General features: G+C 60.7%; 14 protein-coding genes and 1 pseudogene. 7 read left to right on the forward strand and 8 right to left on the reverse strand.

Annotated elements, in window-relative coordinates; all coding sequences use genetic code 11:
* The first annotated feature begins 523 nt into the window (after positions 1-523).
* From KTAU_RS07675 to KTAU_RS07685, 3 genes are all read left to right on the forward strand, one after another.
* Positions 524-1,477, forward strand: coding sequence for a sigma-70 family RNA polymerase sigma factor (locus tag KTAU_RS07675; RefSeq protein ID WP_223258449.1), 954 nt, complete (start codon positions 524-526; stop codon positions 1,475-1,477).
* Between the two features lie 691 nt (positions 1,478-2,168).
* The gene (locus tag KTAU_RS07680) at positions 2,169-3,434 is read left to right on the forward strand and encodes a serine/threonine-protein kinase (RefSeq protein ID WP_170293141.1); all 1,266 of its coding nucleotides are present in this window, start codon (positions 2,169-2,171) and stop codon (positions 3,432-3,434) included.
* Between the two features lie 159 nt (positions 3,435-3,593).
* The gene (locus KTAU_RS07685; RefSeq protein WP_151727831.1) at positions 3,594-4,322 is read left to right on the forward strand and encodes a cytochrome c biogenesis CcdA family protein; all 729 of its coding nucleotides are present in this window, start codon (positions 3,594-3,596) and stop codon (positions 4,320-4,322) included.
* A gap of 391 nt (positions 4,323-4,713) precedes the next feature.
* Here KTAU_RS07685 and rsrA read toward each other — a convergent pair whose 3' ends face one another.
* Positions 4,714-5,016 carry a mycothiol system anti-sigma-R factor gene (gene rsrA / locus KTAU_RS07690; protein ID WP_151727832.1) on the reverse strand — a complete coding sequence of 101 codons (303 nt, stop codon included), beginning with the start codon at positions 5,014-5,016 and terminating at the stop codon, positions 4,714-4,716.
* Positions 5,017-5,777: 761 nt separating this feature from the next.
* Between rsrA and KTAU_RS07695 the strand changes: the two genes are divergently transcribed.
* The gene (locus KTAU_RS07695) at positions 5,778-6,524 is read left to right on the forward strand and encodes a sigma-70 family RNA polymerase sigma factor (RefSeq protein ID WP_151727833.1); all 747 of its coding nucleotides are present in this window, start codon (positions 5,778-5,780) and stop codon (positions 6,522-6,524) included.
* Here the strand turns inward: KTAU_RS07695 and KTAU_RS07700 are convergent.
* The 4 genes from KTAU_RS07700 to KTAU_RS07715 all read right to left on the reverse strand — a co-directional run bounded on the left by KTAU_RS07700 (position 6,505) and on the right by KTAU_RS07715 (position 11,313).
* Entirely contained in the window at positions 6,505-6,780 is a 276-nt protein-coding gene (locus KTAU_RS07700) for a MarR family transcriptional regulator (protein WP_170293142.1), read from the reverse strand. The two genes, KTAU_RS07695 and KTAU_RS07700, sit on opposite strands and share 20 nt — an antisense overlap.
* Before the next feature lie 254 nt (positions 6,781-7,034).
* A complete protein-coding gene (locus KTAU_RS07705; RefSeq protein ID WP_151727835.1) occupies positions 7,035-9,959 on the reverse strand; it encodes a sensor histidine kinase in 2,925 nt (974 codons plus the stop codon).
* A gap of 33 nt (positions 9,960-9,992) precedes the next feature.
* A complete protein-coding gene (locus KTAU_RS07710) occupies positions 9,993-11,036 on the reverse strand; it encodes a polyprenyl synthetase family protein (protein ID WP_170293143.1) in 1,044 nt (347 codons plus the stop codon).
* 76 nt (positions 11,037-11,112) lie between these two features.
* The gene (locus KTAU_RS07715) at positions 11,113-11,313 is read right to left on the reverse strand and encodes a hypothetical protein (RefSeq protein WP_112433383.1); all 201 of its coding nucleotides are present in this window, start codon (positions 11,311-11,313) and stop codon (positions 11,113-11,115) included.
* Between the two features lie 320 nt (positions 11,314-11,633).
* Here KTAU_RS07715 and KTAU_RS07720 point away from each other — a divergent pair, with 320 nt between their 5' ends.
* The 3 genes from KTAU_RS07720 to KTAU_RS07730 all read left to right on the forward strand — a co-directional run bounded on the left by KTAU_RS07720 (position 11,634) and on the right by KTAU_RS07730 (position 16,590).
* A complete protein-coding gene (locus tag KTAU_RS07720) occupies positions 11,634-12,644 on the forward strand; it encodes a queuosine 5'-phosphate N-glycosylase/hydrolase (protein WP_151727837.1) in 1,011 nt (336 codons plus the stop codon).
* A 51-nt stretch (positions 12,645-12,695) separates the two neighbouring features.
* The gene (locus tag KTAU_RS07725) at positions 12,696-14,267 is read left to right on the forward strand and encodes a UDP-N-acetylmuramoyl-L-alanyl-D-glutamate--2,6-diaminopimelate ligase (RefSeq protein WP_151727838.1); all 1,572 of its coding nucleotides are present in this window, start codon (positions 12,696-12,698) and stop codon (positions 14,265-14,267) included.
* Positions 14,268-14,490: 223 nt separating this feature from the next.
* Positions 14,491-16,590, forward strand: a complete 2,100-nt coding sequence (locus tag KTAU_RS07730; RefSeq protein WP_151727839.1) for an MraY family glycosyltransferase — start codon at positions 14,491-14,493, stop codon at positions 16,588-16,590.
* A 151-nt stretch (positions 16,591-16,741) separates the two neighbouring features.
* On the opposite strand, the gene KTAU_RS22490 is transcribed toward KTAU_RS07730, so the two are convergent.
* The 3 genes and pseudogenes from KTAU_RS22490 to obgE all read right to left on the reverse strand — a co-directional run bounded on the left by KTAU_RS22490 (position 16,742) and on the right by obgE (position 22,440).
* Positions 16,742-17,365 (reverse strand): tetratricopeptide repeat protein, encoded by a 624-nt coding sequence (locus KTAU_RS22490; RefSeq protein ID WP_443098647.1) that lies wholly within the window; start codon positions 17,363-17,365, stop codon positions 16,742-16,744.
* 378 nt (positions 17,366-17,743) lie between these two features.
* Positions 17,744-20,728 (reverse strand): annotated as a pseudogene (locus KTAU_RS07735) (CHAT domain-containing protein); the annotation flags it as partial.
* 413 nt (positions 20,729-21,141) lie between these two features.
* On the reverse strand, positions 21,142-22,440 hold the full coding sequence (gene obgE / locus KTAU_RS07740; protein ID WP_151727841.1) for a GTPase ObgE: 1,299 nt from the start codon (positions 22,438-22,440) through the stop codon (positions 21,142-21,144).
* Position 22,441 lies beyond the last annotated feature (1 nt).

The raw sequence follows: 22,441 nt of genomic DNA on the forward strand, positions 1-22,441 counted from the left end.
CGAGGTTCCTCCACCGTCCTCGGGCCTTCCTCCCCCTCCACAGAACAGCGGTCAAAGTTCTCCCCTGTTCATTATCTCCTCAAGGGCATTTCATCTGCGTGGCCCTCGTGCTATACTGGAGAGAATAACGCTCCATGGAGCGATGTTATAAATAGACAGAGATCGCAAGCAAGGGTCCGGCTTGCAATCGTGTGCCAGTATGGTACAATGAGGCCATGCTCAACCGATCTGGCAAGAAAGGGAGCCTGCTCCGGGGCCGGGCTGAGGGGGCAAGAGAGCCGGCACGTGGCTCCAGGAGCGAGTGAGCAAGGCGGTAGCCTGGGAAAGAAGACGGAGCAGGCAGACGGTTCACCAGATGCGGTGAGGGTTCGTACAATAAGAACAGAGTAGATAGAGTTGCAGCACGTTTACTTCCTTTCCTGGAGGAAGGGACTGTCTGTCACTCTTGCGGCGATCCAGCAGGCCGACCACAAGAGAGGATTATATTGCTCCCTGCCCCGGGTGGGGAGACAAGAGCAGGTACTTGGAACGAAAAGTGATGTTCGACGCCGATAAGCCGACCGAGCCAGAACGCGAACTCATACCAGAGCCGGAGCCGGAACCGGAGCCGGAGCCAGAGCAGGATGAGGATGCGGACCTGACCTCGCTAGCGCAGAGCGATAGCCTGCGCCTCTACCTCCGTGAGATCTCTCGCATCCCCCTGCTGACCCCAGCGCGCGAGGCCGAACTGGCCGAGCGGGCTGAACAGGGAGATAGCGATGCGCGCAACCAGCTCATCATGGCCAACCTCCGCCTGGTGGTCAGCATCGCTAAGAAGTACGTAGGCCAGGGGCTCTCCCTGGAGGACCTGATCGGCGAGGGCAATATCGGCCTTATTCGCGCTGTCACCAAGTTCGACTACAAGAAGGGCTTCCGCTTTTCAACGTACGCTACCTGGTGGATTAAGCAGGCGATTACGCGAGCGATTCTGGAGGGGACGCGCGTGGTTCGCCTTCCAGTCTACATCATGGAGGAGGTCATGCGCGTCAAGCGCATCATGCGCCAGCTCTACCAGGAGATGGGAAGGGAGCCTTCACCCGAGAGTATCGGGGAGCGGCTCGGCATGAGTCCAGAGCGCGTCAACGAGCTTCTGATCTGGGCAGAAAAGGTCTTCTCGCTGGATGCGCCTCTCTCCGACGAGGAGGAGAACACGCTGGGCGATATCATCGAGGATGCTCGCGAGCGAGGGCCTATGGAGGTCACCAACCAGCAGCTGCTGCGTGAAGAGATTCGGAAGGTGCTGAACCAGCTCACGACCCGCGAGCGCCAGGTGATCGAGCTCCGCTTTGGCCTCATTGACGACCACGACCACACGCTTGAAGAGGTGGGTCGCAAGCTGAAAGTCACTCGCGAGCGCGTGCGCCAGATTGAGGAGCGAGCGATCCGCAAGCTGCGCCACCCCCAGGCCAGTCGTTACTTGAAGGACTACCTTGACTGAACGCGACGGCGCTGGCTGGATCGCCACAGGCCCCAGGTCAGGACAAGGTTCGCAGCGAGGCCAGTCTCCGACAGACAGATCGGCTCCTCGCCGACCGCCAGCGGCCAGCCTCGCCCCCTTCTCCCCGCGAAGCGAACCGCGAGCAGAACAGGCCAGGGCAGGACAGGAGGGGGTCAACCGCCCCTACTGCATGAGTACGATGGCTGCCTGTCCTGCCTCCGCGCCTTCCCCACTGCGCTCTCGCATCCTCGTCGCCAAGCCTCCCCTGAGACAAGAAGAAAGATAGGTGAATAGAAACAATTCTTATGTTACACAACCAAACAGTGAGGACATGACTTTTGGGGCACATCCCCGCCTCTCTGTAGATGCTCCCCGTCGAAGAACGTAAATAATTACGTCGGTACCGCTGCCATGTTATTATGGAGAAAGCAGGGGAGAGCGCCCAGCTGGTCAGGTCAGCTAGCTGACGAGCGCTTTTCTCTCGCTGGGCTGATGAGACAGGCCCTTTCTCTCGTGACAGAGCACCTGGCAGCCTGGCAGCAGGCCAGATCAGTCCTTGCAAGCTGGGGTCACCAGGCAGGCAATCAGCGAGAGGATGACGGGCCATTGCAGGAACGCAGAAATGGAGGGGGCACTGGGCTCCCTACTTTGCACGGCGTCGCACAAGGGGGGAGCCAGTGCGTTCACGCACATGAATGAATTGGCAGGACAGAGTCTGGGTGGCTACCTGTTGGAAGAAGAAATAGGGCGTGGTTCGATGGGGATGGTGTACCGCGGCAAACAATTCGCGCTTGGCCGTGATGTCGCCATTAAGATTCTGCCTCATGCCCTGGCCAAAGACACATCTTACGTTGCGCGCTTTATCCGCGAGGCCCGCATCATTGCCGGGCTGAACCACCCCAACATCGTTCAGATCTACGATGCCGGTGAGCAAAAAGGCGTGCTCTACTTTGTGATGGAGTATGTCCAGGGGCCGACGCTGGGTAGCCTGCTGCGCCTGGATGGTCAAATCCCCCAGCATCTGGCCGCCGAGTACGCGGCCCAGATTGCCGACGCGCTCGATTGCGCCTACAGCGAGCGCAATGTGATCCATCGCGACATCAAGCCAGAAAACTTGATGCTGGACCGCTGGGGGAAGATCAAGGTGATGGATTTCGGGCTGGCGCGCGCGCCGGGGCTGCAACGCATTACGGTGGCCCGGACGCTGGTCGGCAGCATCTACTACGCCTCCCCAGAGCAGATCTGGGGCCAGCCGCTCGACAACCGCAGCGATATTTATGCCCTCGGCGTGGTTCTCTACGAGATGGTGACCGGGCAACGTCCGTTCAACGGGCGCACCCTGCCAGAGGTGACTCAGGCCATCACAAGCGGCCAGCTGCGTCCGCCGTCCTGGCTGAATCCTCAGCTGGCCCCGGGCCTGGAGCAGATTATTCTGAAGGCGCTGGCCCGCGATCGGACGCTGCGCTACGAGCAGGCACGGCAGATGGCCGAGGAGCTGCGCGCCCTGAATCTGAGAGTCGAGGAGCCTCGTGCGCCCACAAGCGGGGGACCACTCTCCCCTTTACCTCCGACCAATCCACGGGCCTTCGCCGTGCAGCCGCCGCGTCGACCGCGCCTGGCCGAGCAGCGACCCTCGTTCGCCGAGTGGCGGGCCCAGCGCTCAGCAACGCAGTTTCCGCCCGAGCCTCCTCATGGTCGGCCAGGTTCGGCGGAGCCAGCCGGGCTGGGAGAATGGCATAGTAGTCCTGGCTATGCCTCTCTGTTGGAACAGCCCCCCCAGCAGGGACCTGCACCAGGCAGAGGAGCGAGTGAGACGGAGTTGGTACCCCCAGACGATCCGTCAGAAAAGGCCGGTCTCTGGCAGCACCTTCAGCGTTTGCTCGGGCGCTCAGGCAAAGGAGATCAGGAGCCAGGTCCGGCTATGCCCTCCGGCGATGGCTATGCCCACAGCGGCTAGATGGGCTGCCTGCACCAGCAGGCTTGCCTTCCCGCCACCAGGCAGAGGTCATCTTGCAGGGTTGGCCAATCTTCGCTATACTACGAGCGATCGTTAAACGATCACCCACCGGACCCTGTCCGAATCCAGCGCTTTGTTGCTTGAGGAGAAGACGCATCTATGGGTATGGGATCGCAAGTGAGCGTGGGCATCGCTTTTCTGGCGGGGCTTGCATCCTTTCTCTCGCCTTGCGTCCTGCCCCTGGTTCCAATCTACCTGGCGCAGTTGGTGGGCGAGAGTGTCTATCAATCGACCCGCGGAGGTGGTAGCCTAACAGCACGTTTGACGACCTTCCTGCATGCCGCACTCTTCGTGCTGGGCTTCACCTGTGCCTTTGTCGCTCTTGGAGCCACGGCCAGCGCGCTCGGCTCCTTCTTGCGAGCCAATCAGCTCCTGCTGCGCGAGATCGGCGGCGTTCTACTCGTTATCATCGGTCTTCATCTTACGGGTCTGCTTCAGATTCCGCTGCTCTCGCGCCAGAAACGCTTTGAGTTCCGCCCAGCTCGCCCTGGCCCGCTGGCCTCGTTCGTGATTGGGCTGGTCTTCGCTATCGGCTGGACTCCCTGCGTCGGGCTGATTCTCGGCAGCATTCTCGGCCTGGCTGCCAACGCCGCCACGCTGCGCGAAGGCGTTCTGTTGTTGCTCAGCTACTCGCTGGGCCTGGGCCTACCCTTCCTCCTGCTCGGCTTGGGCCTCAACCAGGTCAGTGCAGCCCTCAAACTCCTCAAGCCACACCTGGGGAAGATCGAGGTGGCCACAGGAATTGTTATGGCCCTGGCCGGGTTGGCGATCTTTTTCAACTTGCTGCCTGCGCTCAACCACTATTTCAATTGGGGCCTAAGCCTCTGAGCCATGCCTGAGTGGGAGAACGCCAATCGCATCTGGGAACAGCAAGGTCATTCCCATCAAGGCTCACAGGAGCTGCTCGGCTCGCTCCACATTCCTTGCTGAGGAAGAAACGAAGCCGGTGAGGAGACAACTGCCTCCTTCTGGGCACTCGGGACAGAAACAGAGACCGGGGATGTCTCCGCGCCGGCTTGCTTTCCTGCGTCAGGGCCAGGCCCCTTACTGCGAACGCTGGTCACACACGAGGAGAACACCTAAGATCGAAACACTGACAGGCAGGCAGGCAGACCAGAGTCAGCAGGAAAGACAAGGGAATAGGACACTGCCACTGTCTGTGAGGATCATGGTCTGGCTCGCCAGTGCGCCAGTGAACCGAATCAACCAGCCAGCCAGCTCACTCGACAAACTCTTCCAAAGCGATATCCGCTCTCAGCTCCATCTCAAGCTCGGGATCAAGCTCCAGTGGCTCACCGGGGGGCGTCTGAGCAATGCGCATCACTGCCTCGCGTAGATGAGCAGGGGCGCGCTCAATCGTACAGCGTTCATGAATCAGCCTTCTAAGACGCTCATCAAAGCGAAAACGGCTCTCACACTGCGAGCAGCGAGCCAGATGCTGCTGGACCGTGATAACTTCCTCGGCGCTGAGTTCCCGGTCGATATACAGATGGAGACGAGCTATCGCTTCAACGCAATTCATGGTTGTTCACTCGCTCTCTCTCCTCAAGTATCGAGGCTGGTTTTCTTATCTGTTCATTTTAACAGAGGGCGAGGTGATTTTCATTCCCCGGGGAAGTGTGCCCTCGCTTTTCCCCCAGCAGGTCCCACTTGAGCACAGGCTCGCTCAGTGTATCAGACTGTTCCACCTTGCAACCAGCAGCTACCTGGTTGACCAGCCTTTTCTTTTCTGGTATGTTGTTCCCAGGAAGCCGAGAAAAATGCTGGGTTGAGGACAGGGAGCTGGCTGCTATCGTAGCGTCCAGCCGCTGAACAAGGAAGAGCCAGGCCAAGCGGGTCAGAGAACGAAAAAGAGGACCTGAGCTGTGTCTCGAGTAAAGAAAAATCGGTAGCCCGCAGTCAGCCATGAGCCGACTCGCTCCCACCATCTTGCGCCATCAGAAGGGACTAGTTTGAGCAGCGATCTATCAGCTATACTAGAAACAGCCTATTGTCTAGTGAGGTACCGCATACTGCGGTTCCGTGCAGGAGAATGTGAGCGAAAGGCAGGTTCTGCTCGGAAAAGAGCCTCTGCAGAGCTGAGACCACAATGAATACAGTCACCGATGATACGCCCTACCGCTGCACGGAGCAGCCTCCTAGACTCGCAGGAGACAGCCACAGCAGCGATCGGCCCGGCTGGTACGGACTGATCTTGCTCCTGTTCCTATTGCAGACTCCATCGCAGCCGCGAGACAACGCAACAGTGGTCGTCCGGTTGAGAGAGGATAGAGGGAGATTTGCATGTCTGAACAGCCTATCACTTCTGTCAATACTCCAGTGACTACCGGAAGCGATGCAGCTGGGAAGAGGCCAGCCCTCCCGCGAGAGGACTTCACGGCAGGGGTCCTGGCCCAGCTTGACAGCCTCTATCGCACGGCGCTACGGATGACCAACAATCCCCAGGAGGCCGAGGATCTGGTACAGGAGACCATGCTTAAAGCTTTCCGCTTTGCTCACACCTACCATCCCGGCACCAACCTGCGGGCCTGGCTGTTTCGCATTTTGAACACCACGGCCATCAACCACTACCGCCGCCAGTCAACCCATCCGGCGACCACCTCGCTGCCCGAGGGAGAAGAGTTTTACCTGTACAACCGTATCAAGGATCTGGCCGGCAACGAAGTCACTGCCGGGGCTGAGGAGGAGGTACTTCAGCGCTATCTTGATGAGGACGTCTACAATGCTCTGATGGAGCTGCCACCGAATTTCCGCATGCCGGTCATTCTGGCAGACATCGAGGGACTCTCCTACAAGGAGATCGCCGAGGCGCTGCAGATCCCTATCGGTACGGTAATGAGCCGCATCTCACGGGCACGTCGCCAGCTGCAGAAATCGCTCTGGCGCTATGCCCAGGAGCGCGGCTATCTCAAAGCGGCCAGGACGCCCAACGCTACGGACGCCGCAGCGGCAGCGTCCGACCCAGCGTCAGCTCCTCAGTCAAGTCCAGAGTCAGCCCAAGCAGACCAGGCTACGGATTCTCATCCGTAGCCTTCGCCTGCAATAGCGCGAGCGCCGCGCGAGTAACCGTGATGTCTGCGCAGCGCCGGTCGAGAGCATTCAAGCTGCGCTTGATCAGGCCCTTGCGCTCCAGACGGGCCAGGACTTTGGTGGCCGCTGCCGAACTGACCCCCAGTAGGGCAGCTACCTCTCCTACTGACCAGTGATCCCGCTGAGCCAGATAGGTCAGCACCTCTCGCTGACGCGCGGTGATGGTGCTAGCAGCTGCTCGCCGTAGTGCGTTCATGAGGATAGCGCTCCCTCTACGAGTAGAAGTAAGACTCCACGTTAGGGCAACAGGCGAGTGGGGAATACCCACAAGCTCTTTCCTCATAAGAGACGCGGCGGCGGAGCTATTCAGGTACAGCTTTTAGTTAGCACGCTGCCCCTCTCTCCCCCTCAATCCAGTCACTGCCCCCGCTGCCGCCTGCTCTGCTGTTCTCTGGCTGCTGGCCTCTTGACCCGAGCCTGCTTTTCCTTCGCTCAGTGCAGCGTGGTAGCTCAACAGGCCATCTCGCGACGTACGCTGCGCGGTGCCTCACGCCTGGGCCGTGGCGCAGTGACATGCTGCAGAGTGAAAGAAAAGGTACTCCCCTCGCCAGGCACACCGCTACTCTCCACCCAAATCCGCCCGCCCATCGCCTGCACAAGCTGTTCGCTGATGTAGAGTCCCAGCCCGGCGCCACGCACGGGACTGTTCATATCGCGATCAAGGCGCACAAAGCGCTCAAAAAGATGCTTTTGCGCCTCGCGCGGTACCCCCAGCCCATAGTCGCGCACCGAAATAGTTACCCAGCGCTCTTCGATCCGACAAAAGATATCGACAGCTGTGCCGGGCGGAGAATACTTGAGGGCATTACTGAGTAGATTGAGGAGAACCTGGCGCAGCCGCAGCTCATCGGCCAGCACATAGACCCCTACTGGCACATGGACACGCAAGGAATGCCGCTCACGCGTGCTGAGGGCATCCAGAATATCAACGACATGCTGGACAGATTTGCGCAGCTCGACGGCCTCTAGCTTCAGGCGCTCCGCATCCATATGCACGCGGCTCGCATCCATAATGTTGCTGACCAACAGCACCAGTTCATCACAGCCACGATGAGCACGGGCGATGAAGTCCTCTCGCACCTCGGGTGAAAGATGCATATGATACTCTTTCAGCAATTCGATATAACCGAGCACAGCCGTCAGAGGAGTGCGCAGCTCATGGGAGGCCGTCATAATGAACTGGTCCTTGAGGCGATCGAGTTCCTTCTGCTGCTCATAAGCGGCGCGCAGCTCCAAAGTGATCTTGGCATTTTCCAGCATTGTCGCGCATTGCGAAGAGAACATCTCCAGCATATGTTTCTCCTCGCAGGAGAAGACATGAGCGCGGGCATAGGTCAGTACCAGAACACCGAGACGGTGATGAGCGCGTCTGAGAGGGAGCCAGGCGAAAGGGAAGGAGGGCGTTTGAGGCAGGCAGGGAGGAATATGAGGAGAGAGCGCGTGGTCGCGGGCTGGCCCTGGTCCCATATCGCTCCCCTCATAGAACCAGGGGCGCCAGTCATCCTCTTGAAGTGAGCTAAGCTGCTGGGCGGCTGAGAGCGGTGGCCCCCCGGGCAGGTAGGCGACACGGCGCAGACAGGCCCCCTGCTCATCGTAGAGCCAGACCTCAGCTCCCGCCGAGCCAGCGCGCGCGGCCACTTCTGCATAGTTGACTGCCACATCCTCGATCGTCTCGATGGCGCTCACTGGCAAGGCATTGACACTATAGAGCGCATTGAGCATAGCCGCATGGCGGCTGGCGCGTGCCGAGAGGCGGGCTGTCTCCAACAGTGGCGTAAAGCGAGCCAGCATCAGCTCAATGGCTTCGAAATCGGGACCGGCATAGGGCTGATGATCGCCACGCTCGCCCAGCACCAGGACACCGATCAGGCGCCCCTGGGCCCGCACAGGAACCAGCAAGGGGTCCAGCTCCTGACCAGCAACAGTGACTTGAAGGTAGCGGGCCAGACCAATAGGACTACGTCCAAAGGACTGCTGCAGCTCGCTGAGGCGCAGCGGGAAGCGAGCTTGAGTCAAGCGCCCGACCAGCGGCGGAGTCAGGGTCAGCCAGCCATCATCGCCGAGGGCCTCCTCCGGCTCCATTGGCAACAGCCAGCGGAGCAGGCGCAGGCGCGCCTCATCGCCCGGCTCGGCGTAGGAAAGGGCAGGGCAGAGGCGATAATAGCCGCTCTCATCGTCGAGCACAAAGAGACAGACCTCACGGGTCTCAAAGACATTGACCACCGCCGCGCTCATTAACTGCGCCACCTCATCGAGGGTCGCACCTTCGCTCTCCAAAGGGTGAGGGGTCTCCAGCAAGCGTCGATAGTGGCACAACTCGCTAAAGAAGAGCCGCTCCGTCAGGATACGGGCCAGCCACCAGACGAGCGGTGCCAGGACGGCCATCAGTGCCACCGTCAACAGCGTGCGCGCAGGCAGATCCGGCAGGGGGAGAATCAAAGCCAAAACCGCCACCGCATAGGCCAGCATCACCAGGCAGACCAGGCCCACAATCCAGGCCACGACGCGGCGAATATAGCGATCCAGCACCAGGATCTGATAGCGTAAGATCGAATAGCCCAGTAGCGGCGGCAGGAGAGCCAGGGGGAGGGTGCTAAAGCGAGGATCGACACGGAGGGGGATATGCAACCACCAGGGCAGAACATTCAGGAGCAGAAAAGGAGCAAAAGCAAGGATCACAGCCCCCATAAAGAGACGGCGCTGCTGCTGCTCACGCAGGGTGGCCGTGCGCCGATAGAGATTGGCGATCGAGGTCAGAATGCCAGTCAGGGTCAAGAGGTAGTAAGTGTAGTCAACAAAATTGAGCCAGGCCAGGCGTGGACTGGTCCCCCAATCATAGAAAGCCAGATGACAGGTGACGAGCAAGCTCAAGAGGACCACCAGACCAAGGTAGGCAGGGGCCAGCAACGAGAGCAGAAGCAAACGTAACAGACGCCCGAAGGAGCGACAGGCCTGGACAGAGGAGGCCGCCAAAGGCGGAGGAGCCAGCATATTCTGCGGGAAGAGGAGAAGCAGAGTAGTGAAGAGGAGTAGCGAGAGGGCGCTGCTGACCCCTCCCATGACCGAGAGCAGTAGATCACCCACGGCAGCGCCGGTCTGCACCAGGAAAGTCACCATCATGCAGGCGCAGAAGCAGAGCAAGAGCAGCGCCACCCCACGGCGATAAGCATAGAGCCAGACCAGGGTCCCAACCGCTAGAAAGAGGAGGGCAGCGAGAGCTGAGACACCGAACTGAAGCAAAGCGTAAGGTAGATAGACACTGTGCGGGAAAAAGATCCAGGCGTCACCCCCCAGGAGCACAACATAGGCTAGAGCCAGCACCAGAATCGCCAACAGACGCCCGACCCTCGGAAACGAGCGCGTCGTCCTCGTCATACACTCCCTCTTGAACACCTGAGATCCTCTCAATCATAATCCGAGTAGCTGATGCAATTCGGGCGGAAGAGGCTGGCACGCCTCAATAGCCTGCAGGCAGAGGCGAGCGCGTTCGCGATAGAGCAGGCAGATGCTCCAGGCGGCGGTGATCGCCTCAGCGAGGCGAGCGGAGAGAGCGCTACTTACAGGAGCACCGTGCTGCAGGGCGAACAGCTCTTCGGGAGAGCAGCCAGTGGAGGCAGCAAGCACCAGCGGGAGCGTCTTTTTCCCGCGACGGAGATCGGATTTTGGCTGGGAGAGCGCCGGGGGGGGAGCCAGCGAGGCATGCAGATCGTGGCAATCGTTGTCGAGCTGGCCGGCGATCCCCAGCAGCTCTCCCAGACGGGAGAACAGTTCGCAGAGGGGAGGAGAGGCGCCAGCGACCAGGGCCCCGAGACGGCAGGCCAGGCGCATGAGAGAGCCGGCCTTCGCCGCGGCCAGCGCCAGACAGTCCTCACGACCATAGGCACTGAGCGGCTGCGCCTCAGCGAGCAGGTCGCTCTGCTGACCAGCAAGGCAGGCCAGGCTCGCCGCCTGCAGCTCTCCCAAGAGCGCCAGCGGCTCGGCGGCAGGTGCCCTAGCCCCAGGAGCGACCGTCAGAATGGCTTGCTGAGCCAGAGCCAACAAGGCGGCAGCTGCATTGATGGCACGTGCCTCGCCCACAGCCTGCAGCAACGGTGTCTGATCATCATCGACCAGATCGTCCAAGATATCAATGGCGCAGACCAAACACTCCACCGCCAAAGCTGCCCCGGCGGCATAATCCAGGGCCACGGCAGGACTCAGAGAACGCGCAATCAAGAAAGTCAGTAAGGGCCACCTTCCCGCCTGCGGCTCGCTCAGTCTCCCCACCTGAGCTTCAGCCCTTGACACCGCCCGCCAGGCGAGCAGCTTACCCTCCTGACGCAAAGCCAGAGCTACATCCTCGCGCAACGGCGCAGGTACCTCAGCCAGCAGACGCTCCAGCCGCTCACAGAGGGAAGCCAGCGCCTCTCCAAAGACCTCTTCCCTGGCCCTCGCCTCCCCGTCTTCGCTCATGCTGCCCGACTCACCTCGCTCCCTCACAGCTCTGTCCGCCTCCCTCCACATCCTCCTCCCGTCACTCGCTCACCCATCACGGATGCCACCACCACATGGGAGGACCCAGCGACGTACCAAGAGCAAGATGCGGAATCAGCTTCTTGAGCACATCAAGCACCAGAGGCTCCATACGCTCGGAGGCGGCTACGCTCTCCAGATCGTTGAAACACGCCTGGCGGAAACTTTCGTCGTGATAGAGGCGATGGACGAGCTTACATAGCTGCTGTTCTTCCACAGTACACTCCTTCCCTCTCTTCACTTTAGAGAGACTTCCCATGAGAGCATGCCTTTGCATGCTCTGGGTGAGAGCATACCACATATCTAAAAGAAATGCAAGAGCATAGAATATATATATTTAGATGTATCTATTAACTGGGCGAGGAGGGAGGGCAGGCGCGAAGCGGCAGTATAAGGTCCCAACGCAATTGACGAACGGGGGCCTTGCCGCTAGAATCGGGAAGAGATCGCACCCAGAATCTGACGCTTGAGCGAGGGCACCACAACCCGAACCGAAAGAAGATGCACAGTTGGAACCAAAGCAGGGACCAAGAGGAAATGCTCCCGGCTGTCGAGGCGGACTCACTAGGGGTGCTCAGCAGCACCCGCGGCGTGGTAGAGGAAGGTGAGCACGTCTGGATGAACAGCGAGCAGATCCAGGCTCTGAGCGAGCGCTGGTCGGCGCTGATCGGCCCGGCAGGAGTCAACGCCTCCGGGCTAGCAGCCGGCTATGACCGCTACCATTTCTTCGACGGTAGTGAGCGCAGCGTTAACTGGATTCTCTTGCTTGATGCGCTCAACTTCTGCTTCTGGCCCGAGAAAGGTCAGCCGCGCTGGGGTATCACCTACCAGGGGGAGTTTCTCAGCGGCTACTGGGCAGAGGCCGCCGCCCTGACACGCGCGATAGAAGAGGGTCGCCCCATATGGGATGCCGCTTACTTACGTGATATGAGCCGCGAGGAGCTGGCTCTGATCTTTCGCAGCGAGCAGGAGCAGCAGATCCCACTTTTTGAGGAGCGCCTGACCCACGTTCACGAAGTCGGGCGCGTTCTTTTGGAGCGCTTCGATGGGCAATTCTCTCAGGCTGTTGCTCAGGCTGCGGGCAGTGCTGTGCGTCTGGTGCAGCTGCTCGTCGAGGCTTTCCCATCCTTCCGCGATGTAGCCCGCTATCGTCAGCGCGAGGTGCGCTTCTTTAAGCGTGCCCAGATCTGTGTTGCCGATCTTCATGCGCTCTTCCGCGGCCAGAGCTGGGGCGCCTTCTACGATCTCGACCAGCTGACGATCTTCGCTGACTACAAGCTACCCCAGGTGCTGCGCCATTTCGGGGTGCTGGAGTATCATCCCACCCTGGCCAATCGGATCGACCAGCAGGAGCCTCTCCCTGCCGGTAGCGAGGAAGAGATCGAAATCCGGGCAGCCACGGTCTGGGCCTGCGAGCTGCTTCGCCGGGCGTTGGCCGCCCGCGGTCTGCCCATGAAGGCGATCGAGATCGATCAGCAGCTCTGGCTGCTCAGTCAGCGCATACCCGATATGCGACCTTATCACCGGACTCGTACTATCTATTACTAGAAGAACCGTTAATTACAGGTCTGCATAGAGTCTGTTTATCCCTGGAGTAAGATGATTCTGAAGACGCTGTTGGCCGCCCTGCCATCGCCACCGCGGGCTATCTACCCCGGTGGCTCTCTAACTGAGACAGCTGCCGTGGAGCAACTCACGATCTCTCAGCTGGCCTATGACTCGCGCCGCGTTGAGCCAGGCATGCTCTTTATCGCTGTGCCCGGTGTGCATACCGATGGCCGCCGCTTTCTGACCGAGGCCGCCGCTCGCGGTGCTGTGGCCGCTCTCGGCGAGTCCCTGGAGGGCTTCGCTTCCTCTCCCCTGCCCTTGCCCTATATCGAGGTCGCCGAGGTGCGCAGCGCTCTCGCCGATTTGGCCGCCGCCTTCTATGGTTATCCGGCTCGCCAGCTCTGGACAATCGGCGTCACTGGCACCGATGGCAAAACAACAACCTGTAATCTCATCTGTACAATTCTGGAGACCGCCGGCCTGGCCACCGGCCTGATGACAACGGCCAATTTTAAAATCAAGGGAGAAGAGTGGGAGAATACCACTCGCCAGAGTACGCTGGAGGCCCTGGAGATTCAGGCTCTGCTCCGACGCATGCTCGATGCCGGTGTCACCCACGCCGTGATCGAGGCAACTTCTCATGGGCTGGAGCTGGCTCGCGTACGCGGCTGCGAGTTCGATGTGGGTGTGGTGACCAATATTACTTCGGAGCATTTGGATTTCCACGGCACCGTCGAGAACTATCGCCGGGCCAAGGCGCGCCTCTTCGAGATGCTCGATCCAGATCGCCGGAAGGCGCTGCCAACCCGCCCGGCAGCAGTGCTCAACCGCGATGATAGTAGCTTTGCTTTCTTGCGGTCCTTCTGCCGCGCCCCAATCCTGGACTACGGCATCGATACGCCCGCTAGTTTCCAGGTGACGGAGCTGGAGCTGGGGGCTGCCGGTACACGCTTTGCTGTGCGCTTTCCACACGAGTCCCAGCCCGTTCCTATGGCAACGCGCCTGGTGGGCCGCTTTAATGTGAGCAATTGCCTGGCCGCTATCACGGTGGCCTACCATCTGGGGCTGAGCCCGACGCAGATCGCCGAGGGCCTGGCCCGCGCTCGTAGCGTGAACGGGCGCATGGAGCATGTAATCGCTGGCCAGCCCTTCTCTGTGATCGTGGACTACGCCCATACGCCCGATAGCCTGCAGAAGGTCCTGACAACGCTCCGCCCCCTGACTCCAGGCCGCTTGCTGCTGGTCTTCGGCTCCGCCGGCGAGCGCGATGTCCAAAAGCGCCCAACGATGGGCGCCGTGGCCGCCCAAATGACAGATTTCTTCGTTATTACTGATGAAGATCCACGGGAAGAAGATCGCCTGAAAATCCTGCGAGAGATCGCCAAAGGAGCAATAGCGGCGGGAAAGCAGGAGGGCCGCGATTTTCTGTGCATCGCCGACCGCCGCACGGCGATCGCCACAGCGCTGGCCGCCGCTCGCCCCGGCGATACGGTACTGCTGGCCGGTAAGGGCCATGAACAGAGCATTATCGTTGGCCGCGAGAAGTTGCCCTGGAATGAACGCCAGGTGGCTCTCGAAGAGCTGCAACGGCTTGGCTATGACAGCAGTACCTCGACTCTCTAGCGGCTTTTCGCATTTTCCAGCCGCGAAGAGCATTTGTGTCTGCTATCAATGCGCTAGTCCAGTGAATATGGTATGTTTTTGCTTTCTACTTCTTTTATCAGGTAGAGAGAGCTAATTACTGCAGAAAAATCATGCGGGTGGAGAGAGATCAGCAGGCCTCGCTTGAGCCAAGACTAGCCAGCATGGTGTCCGGGCCTCTTTTCGCCCCGGGGGAGTAAATCGTATGGGACTACCAGCTATTCCTGATGCCTATCTGGTGCCGGTTATTCTGATTTTGACGTTCGTGGTCTCGGCACTGCTCAGCCTGATTTTCTGCGGTATCGCCAGACTGCTCTTTCCAAAGTTCCGCAGCGGCGAGCATAAACCTGGCCACCACCGTTCCGATCTGCGCTCGGACCTGCCCGCCAGCGGACGCGAGATTAAAACGATTGAGCTGCCCCTGGTCGGCGGGCCTTCGTTTACGCTGGCCATGTTGATCACGGGGCTGGTTGCTGGCTACCTGCTCTTCCATACTGGCGAGCAATGGACGCTCCTGCTGATCGGCCTGGGCGCAACGCTCGGTTTTATGCTGATCGGCCTGGTCGATGACTGGCACAAGGTCTATAGCAAGGAGGGTCTGTCGGAACGCGCGAAGTTCAGTAGCTTGTTTGTGCTGTCGGTGGCCGCAGGAGCTTGCTATTTCTTCCTGACGCCGAAGGGGCCTGAGTCCTACAGTCCGTATATTGGACTCCCTATCATCGGCCATTTGATCTGTCCAAACGCCAGCCCCGAGATGAGCGCCTGCCCTCTGCATCCGGGCGAGCTGGCTTACTATGCCTGGCTGGTGTTTCTGGTGCTAATGACGGGCGTGACTGGCAGTGTGACTTCGCTGGCCGTGGATTTTAGCGATGGACTCGATGGGCTGGCCGGCGGCCTGGTCTTTAGCGCGGCGCTGGCTTTTGGCATTGTGACCACCGGTATTATTGACCGTCCCGAGGGCCAGGTGGTCGAGGTGCTTTCGCTGCTCTGCGCCGGCAGTACGCTCGGCTATCTCCCCTGGAACTGGCCATCAGCCTGGGCCGCGCGCGGACGGCGTAGCAGCGCTAAACGTCTGGCTCAGATCTATATGGGCGATAGCGGAGCGCTGGCTCTGGGCGGCTTACTGGCGATGATCGCCATTTTCGATCGCCAGGAGACGCTGCTCTTCCTGGTAGGCGCCGCTTTCGTTCTGGAGGGCCTGTCAGCTCTTTCGGCACGCCTGATTACGCGCTTTTACCGCCGACAGTTGCATATCCTGCGCTTCGCAAGTACACGCGAGTTCATTCCCCATACAGAATTCCCCCGGCCTTTCCTGGCGACGCCGCTGCACCACCATTTTGATCTGCTGGGCTGGGATCGGCGCCGCCTGGTCTATGGCGCCTGGGCCTTGGGCGCTTGCTTTGCGGTCCTCGGGGTGATGGTTGGTCTAGCACCTGAAACCTGGCAGCGCTATCTGGGCCGTATTCTGGTTCTGCTCCTGGCCTGGATCGTCTGGTCCAGCGGCTCCTGGACTCGGCGCTACTTTGTTGGGAAGCACCCCCCCGAGCGTTCGCGCCGTCGACGTCTGGCGCTCTACTATGGCTTCCCCTATCGCATTATGGGTATTCCGCTCTATCACCTGGTGGAGGTGATCGAGGCCAGTGAGGATGTCATCGAGACACCGGCTGAGGAGTTGGCACTCTGGCAACGAATGACCATCTTCGATGCTCGGGCTATGCTTGGTCTCTATTGCTACCGCGCCGGCTATTATCCAGCGGCCCTGGCACAATGGACCAGGATTCCAGCTGGCAACCGGGCTTTGCGCCCGGCTATTGCTCGCCTGCTGGAGGAGCTGGATAGTCGCCTGGCCCTGGAGAAGCAGGAGACGCAGCCGATTAAGCGGGAGGATCTGCTCAGACATCAGGAGCCACCGCTGATTACGGGGAACCTTGGCCCGGCGGATGTCCCCAATCCACACGAGCCGGTGAGCGGGACGGAGGCGGAGGCAGTGCAGGAGTCCTGGCCTTTGCCAGTGACTAAGACCGTTGAGGAGACCGCAGAGCGCCAGTCGACCTCGGGTAGTGACAGGCTGCCGCCAGAAGCACTCCCGCGCGACACTCGCCTGGAAGCCATCCACAATGGCCACAGCGCTCCAGATGCACGACACTTAGCCGCGACGACAGGCATGGGAGAGCGGGAACCGACATCAACAGGGAGCAGCCAGGCTGCGAGAACACAGGGACGCTCGCACTCTCCCTTGAGCTGGCTACAGCGTTTCTTGCATCGCGGAGCACGCTCTAGTCATCCCTCGCAGCAACAGCTCTAGCAGAACCAGACTGAAGCAGTCTGGTTCTGCCGTGCTCATTCAGGCTGGCTCTACCCATCGCCGAGGTACGGTACGGCGTCCAGGTTCCTGCTGGATCTCGGCGATGGGCTGTTCGAGCGCCCCTTGATGTGCTGGTTCCGACTTCTTTCGCTCAGGAGGCCTCCGAGGCGGCGTCAGTTCGCTCCTCGAGGGTGATCAAGGTTGCTGTTGCTGTACCAGTCAGCGCTTTTGTCTGATCGCTGTCCTCAGAGAGGAGGCTTTCAAGGCGCTGCTGAAGGGCACGCCGGGCCGGATGCTCAAGGCGTTGATCCAGCAGCAGCGCCTGAGCCCAGTGCTTCTGCGCCTGGGCGCGCTGATCCTGGGCCCAGGCCAGCTCACCCAGTCCCACGTGAATAGCGCTGATTTCCAGCGGGGTTCCTAGCTCGGTCGCCAGTGCCAGCGCCTCCTCGTAGCGGGCTCGGGCCTCGCTGAAAGCCCTTAGCAGGCGCGCCGTATCACCCAGGCCGCGCAACGCCTGGGCCGTCAGCGGACGCGCCTCTTGTTCCTGAGCCAGGGAGAGGGCTTGCTCGAAATATTCGCCGGCTTCGTGAAGAGCACCCTCGGCAAGAACCAGGCTACCCAGAGCGGTGAGAACCTGCGCCTGGTCGACACGATTGCCCAGGCTGGTGAAGATGGTCAGCGCTTTCTCGTAGCAGCTGCGAGCCGCTCCCCAATCGCCGAGAGCGCGGCGTACTTCCCCCCGGACGCAGAGGACCAATCCTTCCCCAGGACGCATACTTTGCTCCTGGAAGATCTCCAGGGCCAGTGCGCTGGCCTGCTCGGCTTCATCGAGACGCGCATGCTCCAGAGCGAGCTGGGCCTGCTGCACCAGCGTCCAGGCGTTCCCTGTCCGCAGTCCCAGAGAGGTGAAGAGGCGTTGGGCTTCCTCACAGGCAGTCAGAGCCTCGCCATAGTTGGCGAGGGCCTGCCAGATGCGACTGCACTCTAGCGAGGCCCAGGCGACTCCCTCCTGGTCGCCATTGATTCTCAGCTCTGTCAGGGCCAGGCGAGAGCGAGAAAGAGCTTCCCGGTAGCGACCGGAGCGGCGTAGGATTACACTTTGAACCAGGGCGGCCCAGGCCCGCCCTCTAGAATTGCCTCCTTGCTCGAAGCTCGCCAGCGCTTGCTCCGCATAATCGGCTGCCTGGCTAAGGTTGCCTTCGTCGCAGGCCAGCATGGCCAGCTCGTAGAAGGACCAGGCGGCCTCTTCCTGCTGATTTTGCTCCTGATACAGCTGCAGGCTGCGCTTCAGACAGGCCACGGCTTCAGTATAGTTGCCGAGCTGACGGAGAATAGCCCCCAGGCAACACTGAATCTGGCCCTCGCCCGTTTTATCTTCGAGGCGCACGGCATAGGAGCCCGCGCGACGCAGGATAGCCAGCAACTGGAAAGCGTAGCCACGTCCACACAAGGCCCAGGAGGCCCGCACAGCTGTGCGCACCGCTTCCCCCAGCTCCTCAGCCCCTACCAGGTGCTCAAAGGCGGCAAACCACTCCTCGGGACTGAGATGGGGCAACCCCAGGTAATAGGCTGCCACTACCCGATGCACGCGGCGGCGTTCCTCGGCTGGCAGGTAGGAGAGGGCAAAGTTGCGTACCTGCGGGTGAATGCTGTAAACACGTCCATCGAAACCCATAAATGAGGCGCGCACCAACTCATCGCGAGCCGATCGCCAGTTGGCGGCTAGCTCCCTGGGAACAATAGTGCCCGGGCTGCCAGACTCTCCTTCGGCCACACCCCTCCCCTGCTCTTCTAACGACTCGGCAGGCGGGACCTGGAGGGCCAAGGAGGGATTGAACTCCGCTCTCTCCGAGCTATGGGGGGCCACAAGCATCATGATCTGATTGGTGCTGAAGGGAAGGCGAAAGGCCGAGAGATACGAGAGGAGCAGCCGCGCCGCAGGCGAGAGACGCAGATAGGCGACCTCCAGGGCGGCCCAGATCCCCGCCAGCGGTGTCTCACGCAGCTCATCACGGATCTCTTCGAGCGAGCGGGTGGCAGCTTCAGGCGTAAAGACTTTGCCGCCGATGGAGCGGGCAGCGCCGAAGATCAGCTCCGCCCCCAGAGGATAGCCATCCAGGAGCGTACAGATGTCGCGCAGAATCTCTTGTTGGACTGGATCGTCCAGGTGAATGCGCTTGTCTAAACCGCTCTGGGCCGCCAGCTCACTAAAGAGGCAGAGCAGGTCCTGGTCGGTCATCTTGCCAATAGGATACTCATACCAGCGCCAGGCCGCTCCTTCCTGCAGACCAAGCGTGGCCGGATGAGAGCGCGAGGTCAAAAGCACCACAACCCGCTCAGGCAGCTCACCAAGGAAGCGCAGCCAGAGCTTTGACTCAGTCGGATCGGTCACTTCCTCAAAGCCATCGATGAGCAGCAGGCAGGGCAGTTCACGATCGGTGCGCGCATGTAAGGCATTGAGCAGATGGCGCGCTCGCTGACGCAGATCTGGGGTCAACATTAAGCGATTGGCCAGACCGGGGAAGGCATGAGCCATCTCGACGACGGCCTCAGCGAAGGTCTTTCCTCCCTGCAGTGTAATGCCAATAAGGCCCCCCGTGCCCGGGAATTTGTCGCGGTTACGCCGCGCCACCTCAAAGGCCAGGGCACTTTTGCCGATGCCGACTGGGCCAGTCAGCACAATCTGACGCAGATTCGAACGCGGCTGCTGCCTGCGCAGACTGGGAAGTTCCTCTTCGGCCTGGACAGCTGCGGTAATAAGCTGCGTCAGCTCTTTAATCTCGCGCTCGCGTCCTACAAAGCAGGTCGGGATGGGGAAGTTGGTCAGGGCTAGCTCATGCTCTTCAGTCTCTTCCTCCTGCGCCAGCAGAGGGACTGGCTCCTCACAGCCAGGGCTGGCATGCCGATAGAGGACGGGGATAAACCAGCCATTGTGGTGGGGAGAGAGCAACGCATGGCGGGCGCGGGAAAGGGCTTCCTCAAGGGTGCGCCCACTGGCCAGGGCCTCGTAGAAATGGTAGATAAAGACCGGGCTGAGGTTGTCCTGGAGCGAGAAGGGCATGGCCACGACCGCCGGGATCTGGGCCGTCACAAGGGCCGTGGCCAGCGAGCTGTCCAGGGCCACCTGCCGCTGACGGGAGTGCTCGCGTTCCAAACGCGCCGTTTCGCAGGCTGCCAACACTACCAGACGCACATCGCTGGTAACGAGCAGCTCACGCAGAGAGTGAGTATCGATGTAGCAGCGCTTCCCTTGCTCATCGCAGAAACAGAGGTAGGTCTGGGCGCTGACACGGGCCAGCGAGGCACCGCAGACTTGACAGCGTCGCTCGTCAGGCTCGTTGAAGGCTCCGCATTCTTCACGTGGACAGACTCGCCCATAGTCACCGTGGCCGTCAAAATGGACGACGTAGCAGGGAGTCTGCACTTCGCTATCGTCCAGGATGCCGGCGCCGCCATAGGCATTGAGATAACGCACCAGCTCGCTAAAGCTGCACGGCTCTAGACGGTCGAGAATCAATTGGCCACTCTCGACGAGACGCGCCAGACCACGGCGCAAGGCATCGTAGCTGCGCTCGGTCTCCAGCGGCTCGCCGTCAGTAGGGGCTGCCCCTATGTAGAGGATGCGCAAAGGTGGATGCACAGGCAGTTCGCAGCCTCCCGGCTCATCGGGGCGCAGCAGGATGCGGGTCAGCGTAAAGACGCCAGTGGCTACCAGGAAATAGTCCCCGTTGTGCAACAGCTCCCAGGGATAAGGAATGAATTCATCGCAACCGGGGGTAAAGCTCAGCGTGAGCGCCACCGTACCACGACGGCGCAGGGTGCGCTGAATCACGGTGTGCAACAGGCCGTCGACGGCTTCCGCCTGCTCACGAGCACCAGCGGGACGAGCGTTCGCCCGCCCTGACGTACCAGGTTGCCTGCCACAGAGGGCCGCAAAGAGCCGTTCGCCGATTTCGCGTTGACCCTGACCATCAATCTCTTGACGATCGAGACGCTTGAGCAGCGTGGTGAGGGAGCGCGGAGTAAACGGGGGAACGAAGTCGCCGCTGACACTCTTCCCGGACCAGCTATCTCGGACCTCCACGGAAAAGCCGCCCTCAGCGCGGGTGCGAAAGAGTACGTTTAGTGTCTCACCCATCTGTGCGGTCACTCTTCTCTTCCATAATGGCAGCGCGCTTTGCTACGCGGACTTTTTAGGAGAAGGACTTCAGCCATTATAAAAGTTCTCTGCTTCAATGTTAAAGTATAGCACAGAAAGCAGTATATGAGGGGCGAAATCGATTGCACCAGGGTTGCACCTGAGACTCCCTGTAGCAGGCACCAGCCCGCGCCTGGCAAGGGTAGGCGAGTCGCGGCCACCCGTTTTCTCGCCTCTCGCTCATGCTCTTCAGGCCCCCAAGCAGGGACAGGCCGGGGACAGTCTAGCCCCCACCTTTCGCCTGTCCCAGCGCCATCCCGCATCACCTCTCCATCCCTCAGCGTTCAGGCGTCGGCGCCAGCCACACGCAGCAGCCGGCCAGAACACCTGGCGCGTCCGGGCCTACGAGGCCACTATTCGCCCCACAGAAGTTCAACCTTGCCGAAACGCACGACGTCGCCTACGTGTACGCCCGCCTCTTCTAGAGCGCGAGTCACTCCCATCTTCTCCAGGGTCACCTGCAGACGATCCATGCTTTCCCTGCTATCGAGACGCGTCATGCTGACCACCCGTTCGACTCGCTTGCCTCGTACAACAAAGACCCCGTTTTCTTTGCTGATGGTAAAGGCATCTTCGGGGATCGGTCGCAAGACAGGACCCTGCGCGGGAGGTTCAGCAGCCAGGGCCTGCTGCTGTTCCTCGCGCTTGATCTCTTCCAGGCGCCGAGCCACGGCCTGCATCAGCTCGGTCGTTCCCTGATGGGCCGCCGCCGAGATAGCAAAGGCCGGGTAGCCGGCTTCTTCAAGTCGCCTCTTGAGAGCCGGCCAGCGATCTCGCGCCTGGGGTAGGTCCATCTTATTGAGCACCACAATCTGCGGACGACGCGCCAGCCGACGATCGTAACTCTCCAGTTCGCGATTAATGGCCAGGAAATTCTCCCAGGGATCGTTTTCGGAGGCACCATCAAGCAGATGGATGAGCAGGCGCGTACGCTGGATATGGCGCAAGAACTCCAGCCCCAGCCCCGCCCCCTGGGCCGCTCCCTCAATCAGTCCCGGGATATCGGCCAGCACAAAGCTCAGCAGGTCGGCACTGCCAGCCTGACCCAGCTGGACTACGCCCAGATTTGGCGTCAGCGTAGTAAAGGGATAGTCGGCGATTTTGGGCCGGGCCGCCGTCACGACCGAAAGCAGGGTCGACTTGCCCGCATTTGGGTAACCAACCAGCCCTACATCGGCGATCAGCCGCAGCTCCAGCACAAGCCAACGCTCTTCACCCGGCTCGCCGTTCTGGGCCTCGCGCGGCGCCTGATTGGTCGGGGTGGCAAAATGAACGTTGCCCAGACCCCCACGCCCGCCACGCGCCACCATCACCCGCTGCCCATCCTCTACCAGGTCAGCCAGCAGCTCCCGGGTCTCGGCGTCCCTGACCAGGGTGCCACAGGGCACGATCAGCTCGATATCTTCACCGCTGGCACCGTGCATACGCTGCCGCCTGCCAGGCTGCCCGTTGCCAGCCTTGAAATGCTGATGATAACGATATTCAATTAAGGTATTGACCGCGGCACTGGCCCGTAGATAGACGCTCCCTCCTCGCCCACCATCACCCCCGTCTGGCCCTCCGCGCGGCACATACTTCTCACGGCGAAAATGGATTGCTCCGCTGCCTCCATCCCCGGCTTTGACGAAGATCTTGACTTGATCGTAGAACATA

Origin of the sequence: Thermogemmatispora aurantia (assembly GCF_008974285.1) — a bacterium.
GTDB lineage: Bacteria > Chloroflexota > Ktedonobacteria > Ktedonobacterales > Ktedonobacteraceae > Thermogemmatispora > Thermogemmatispora aurantia.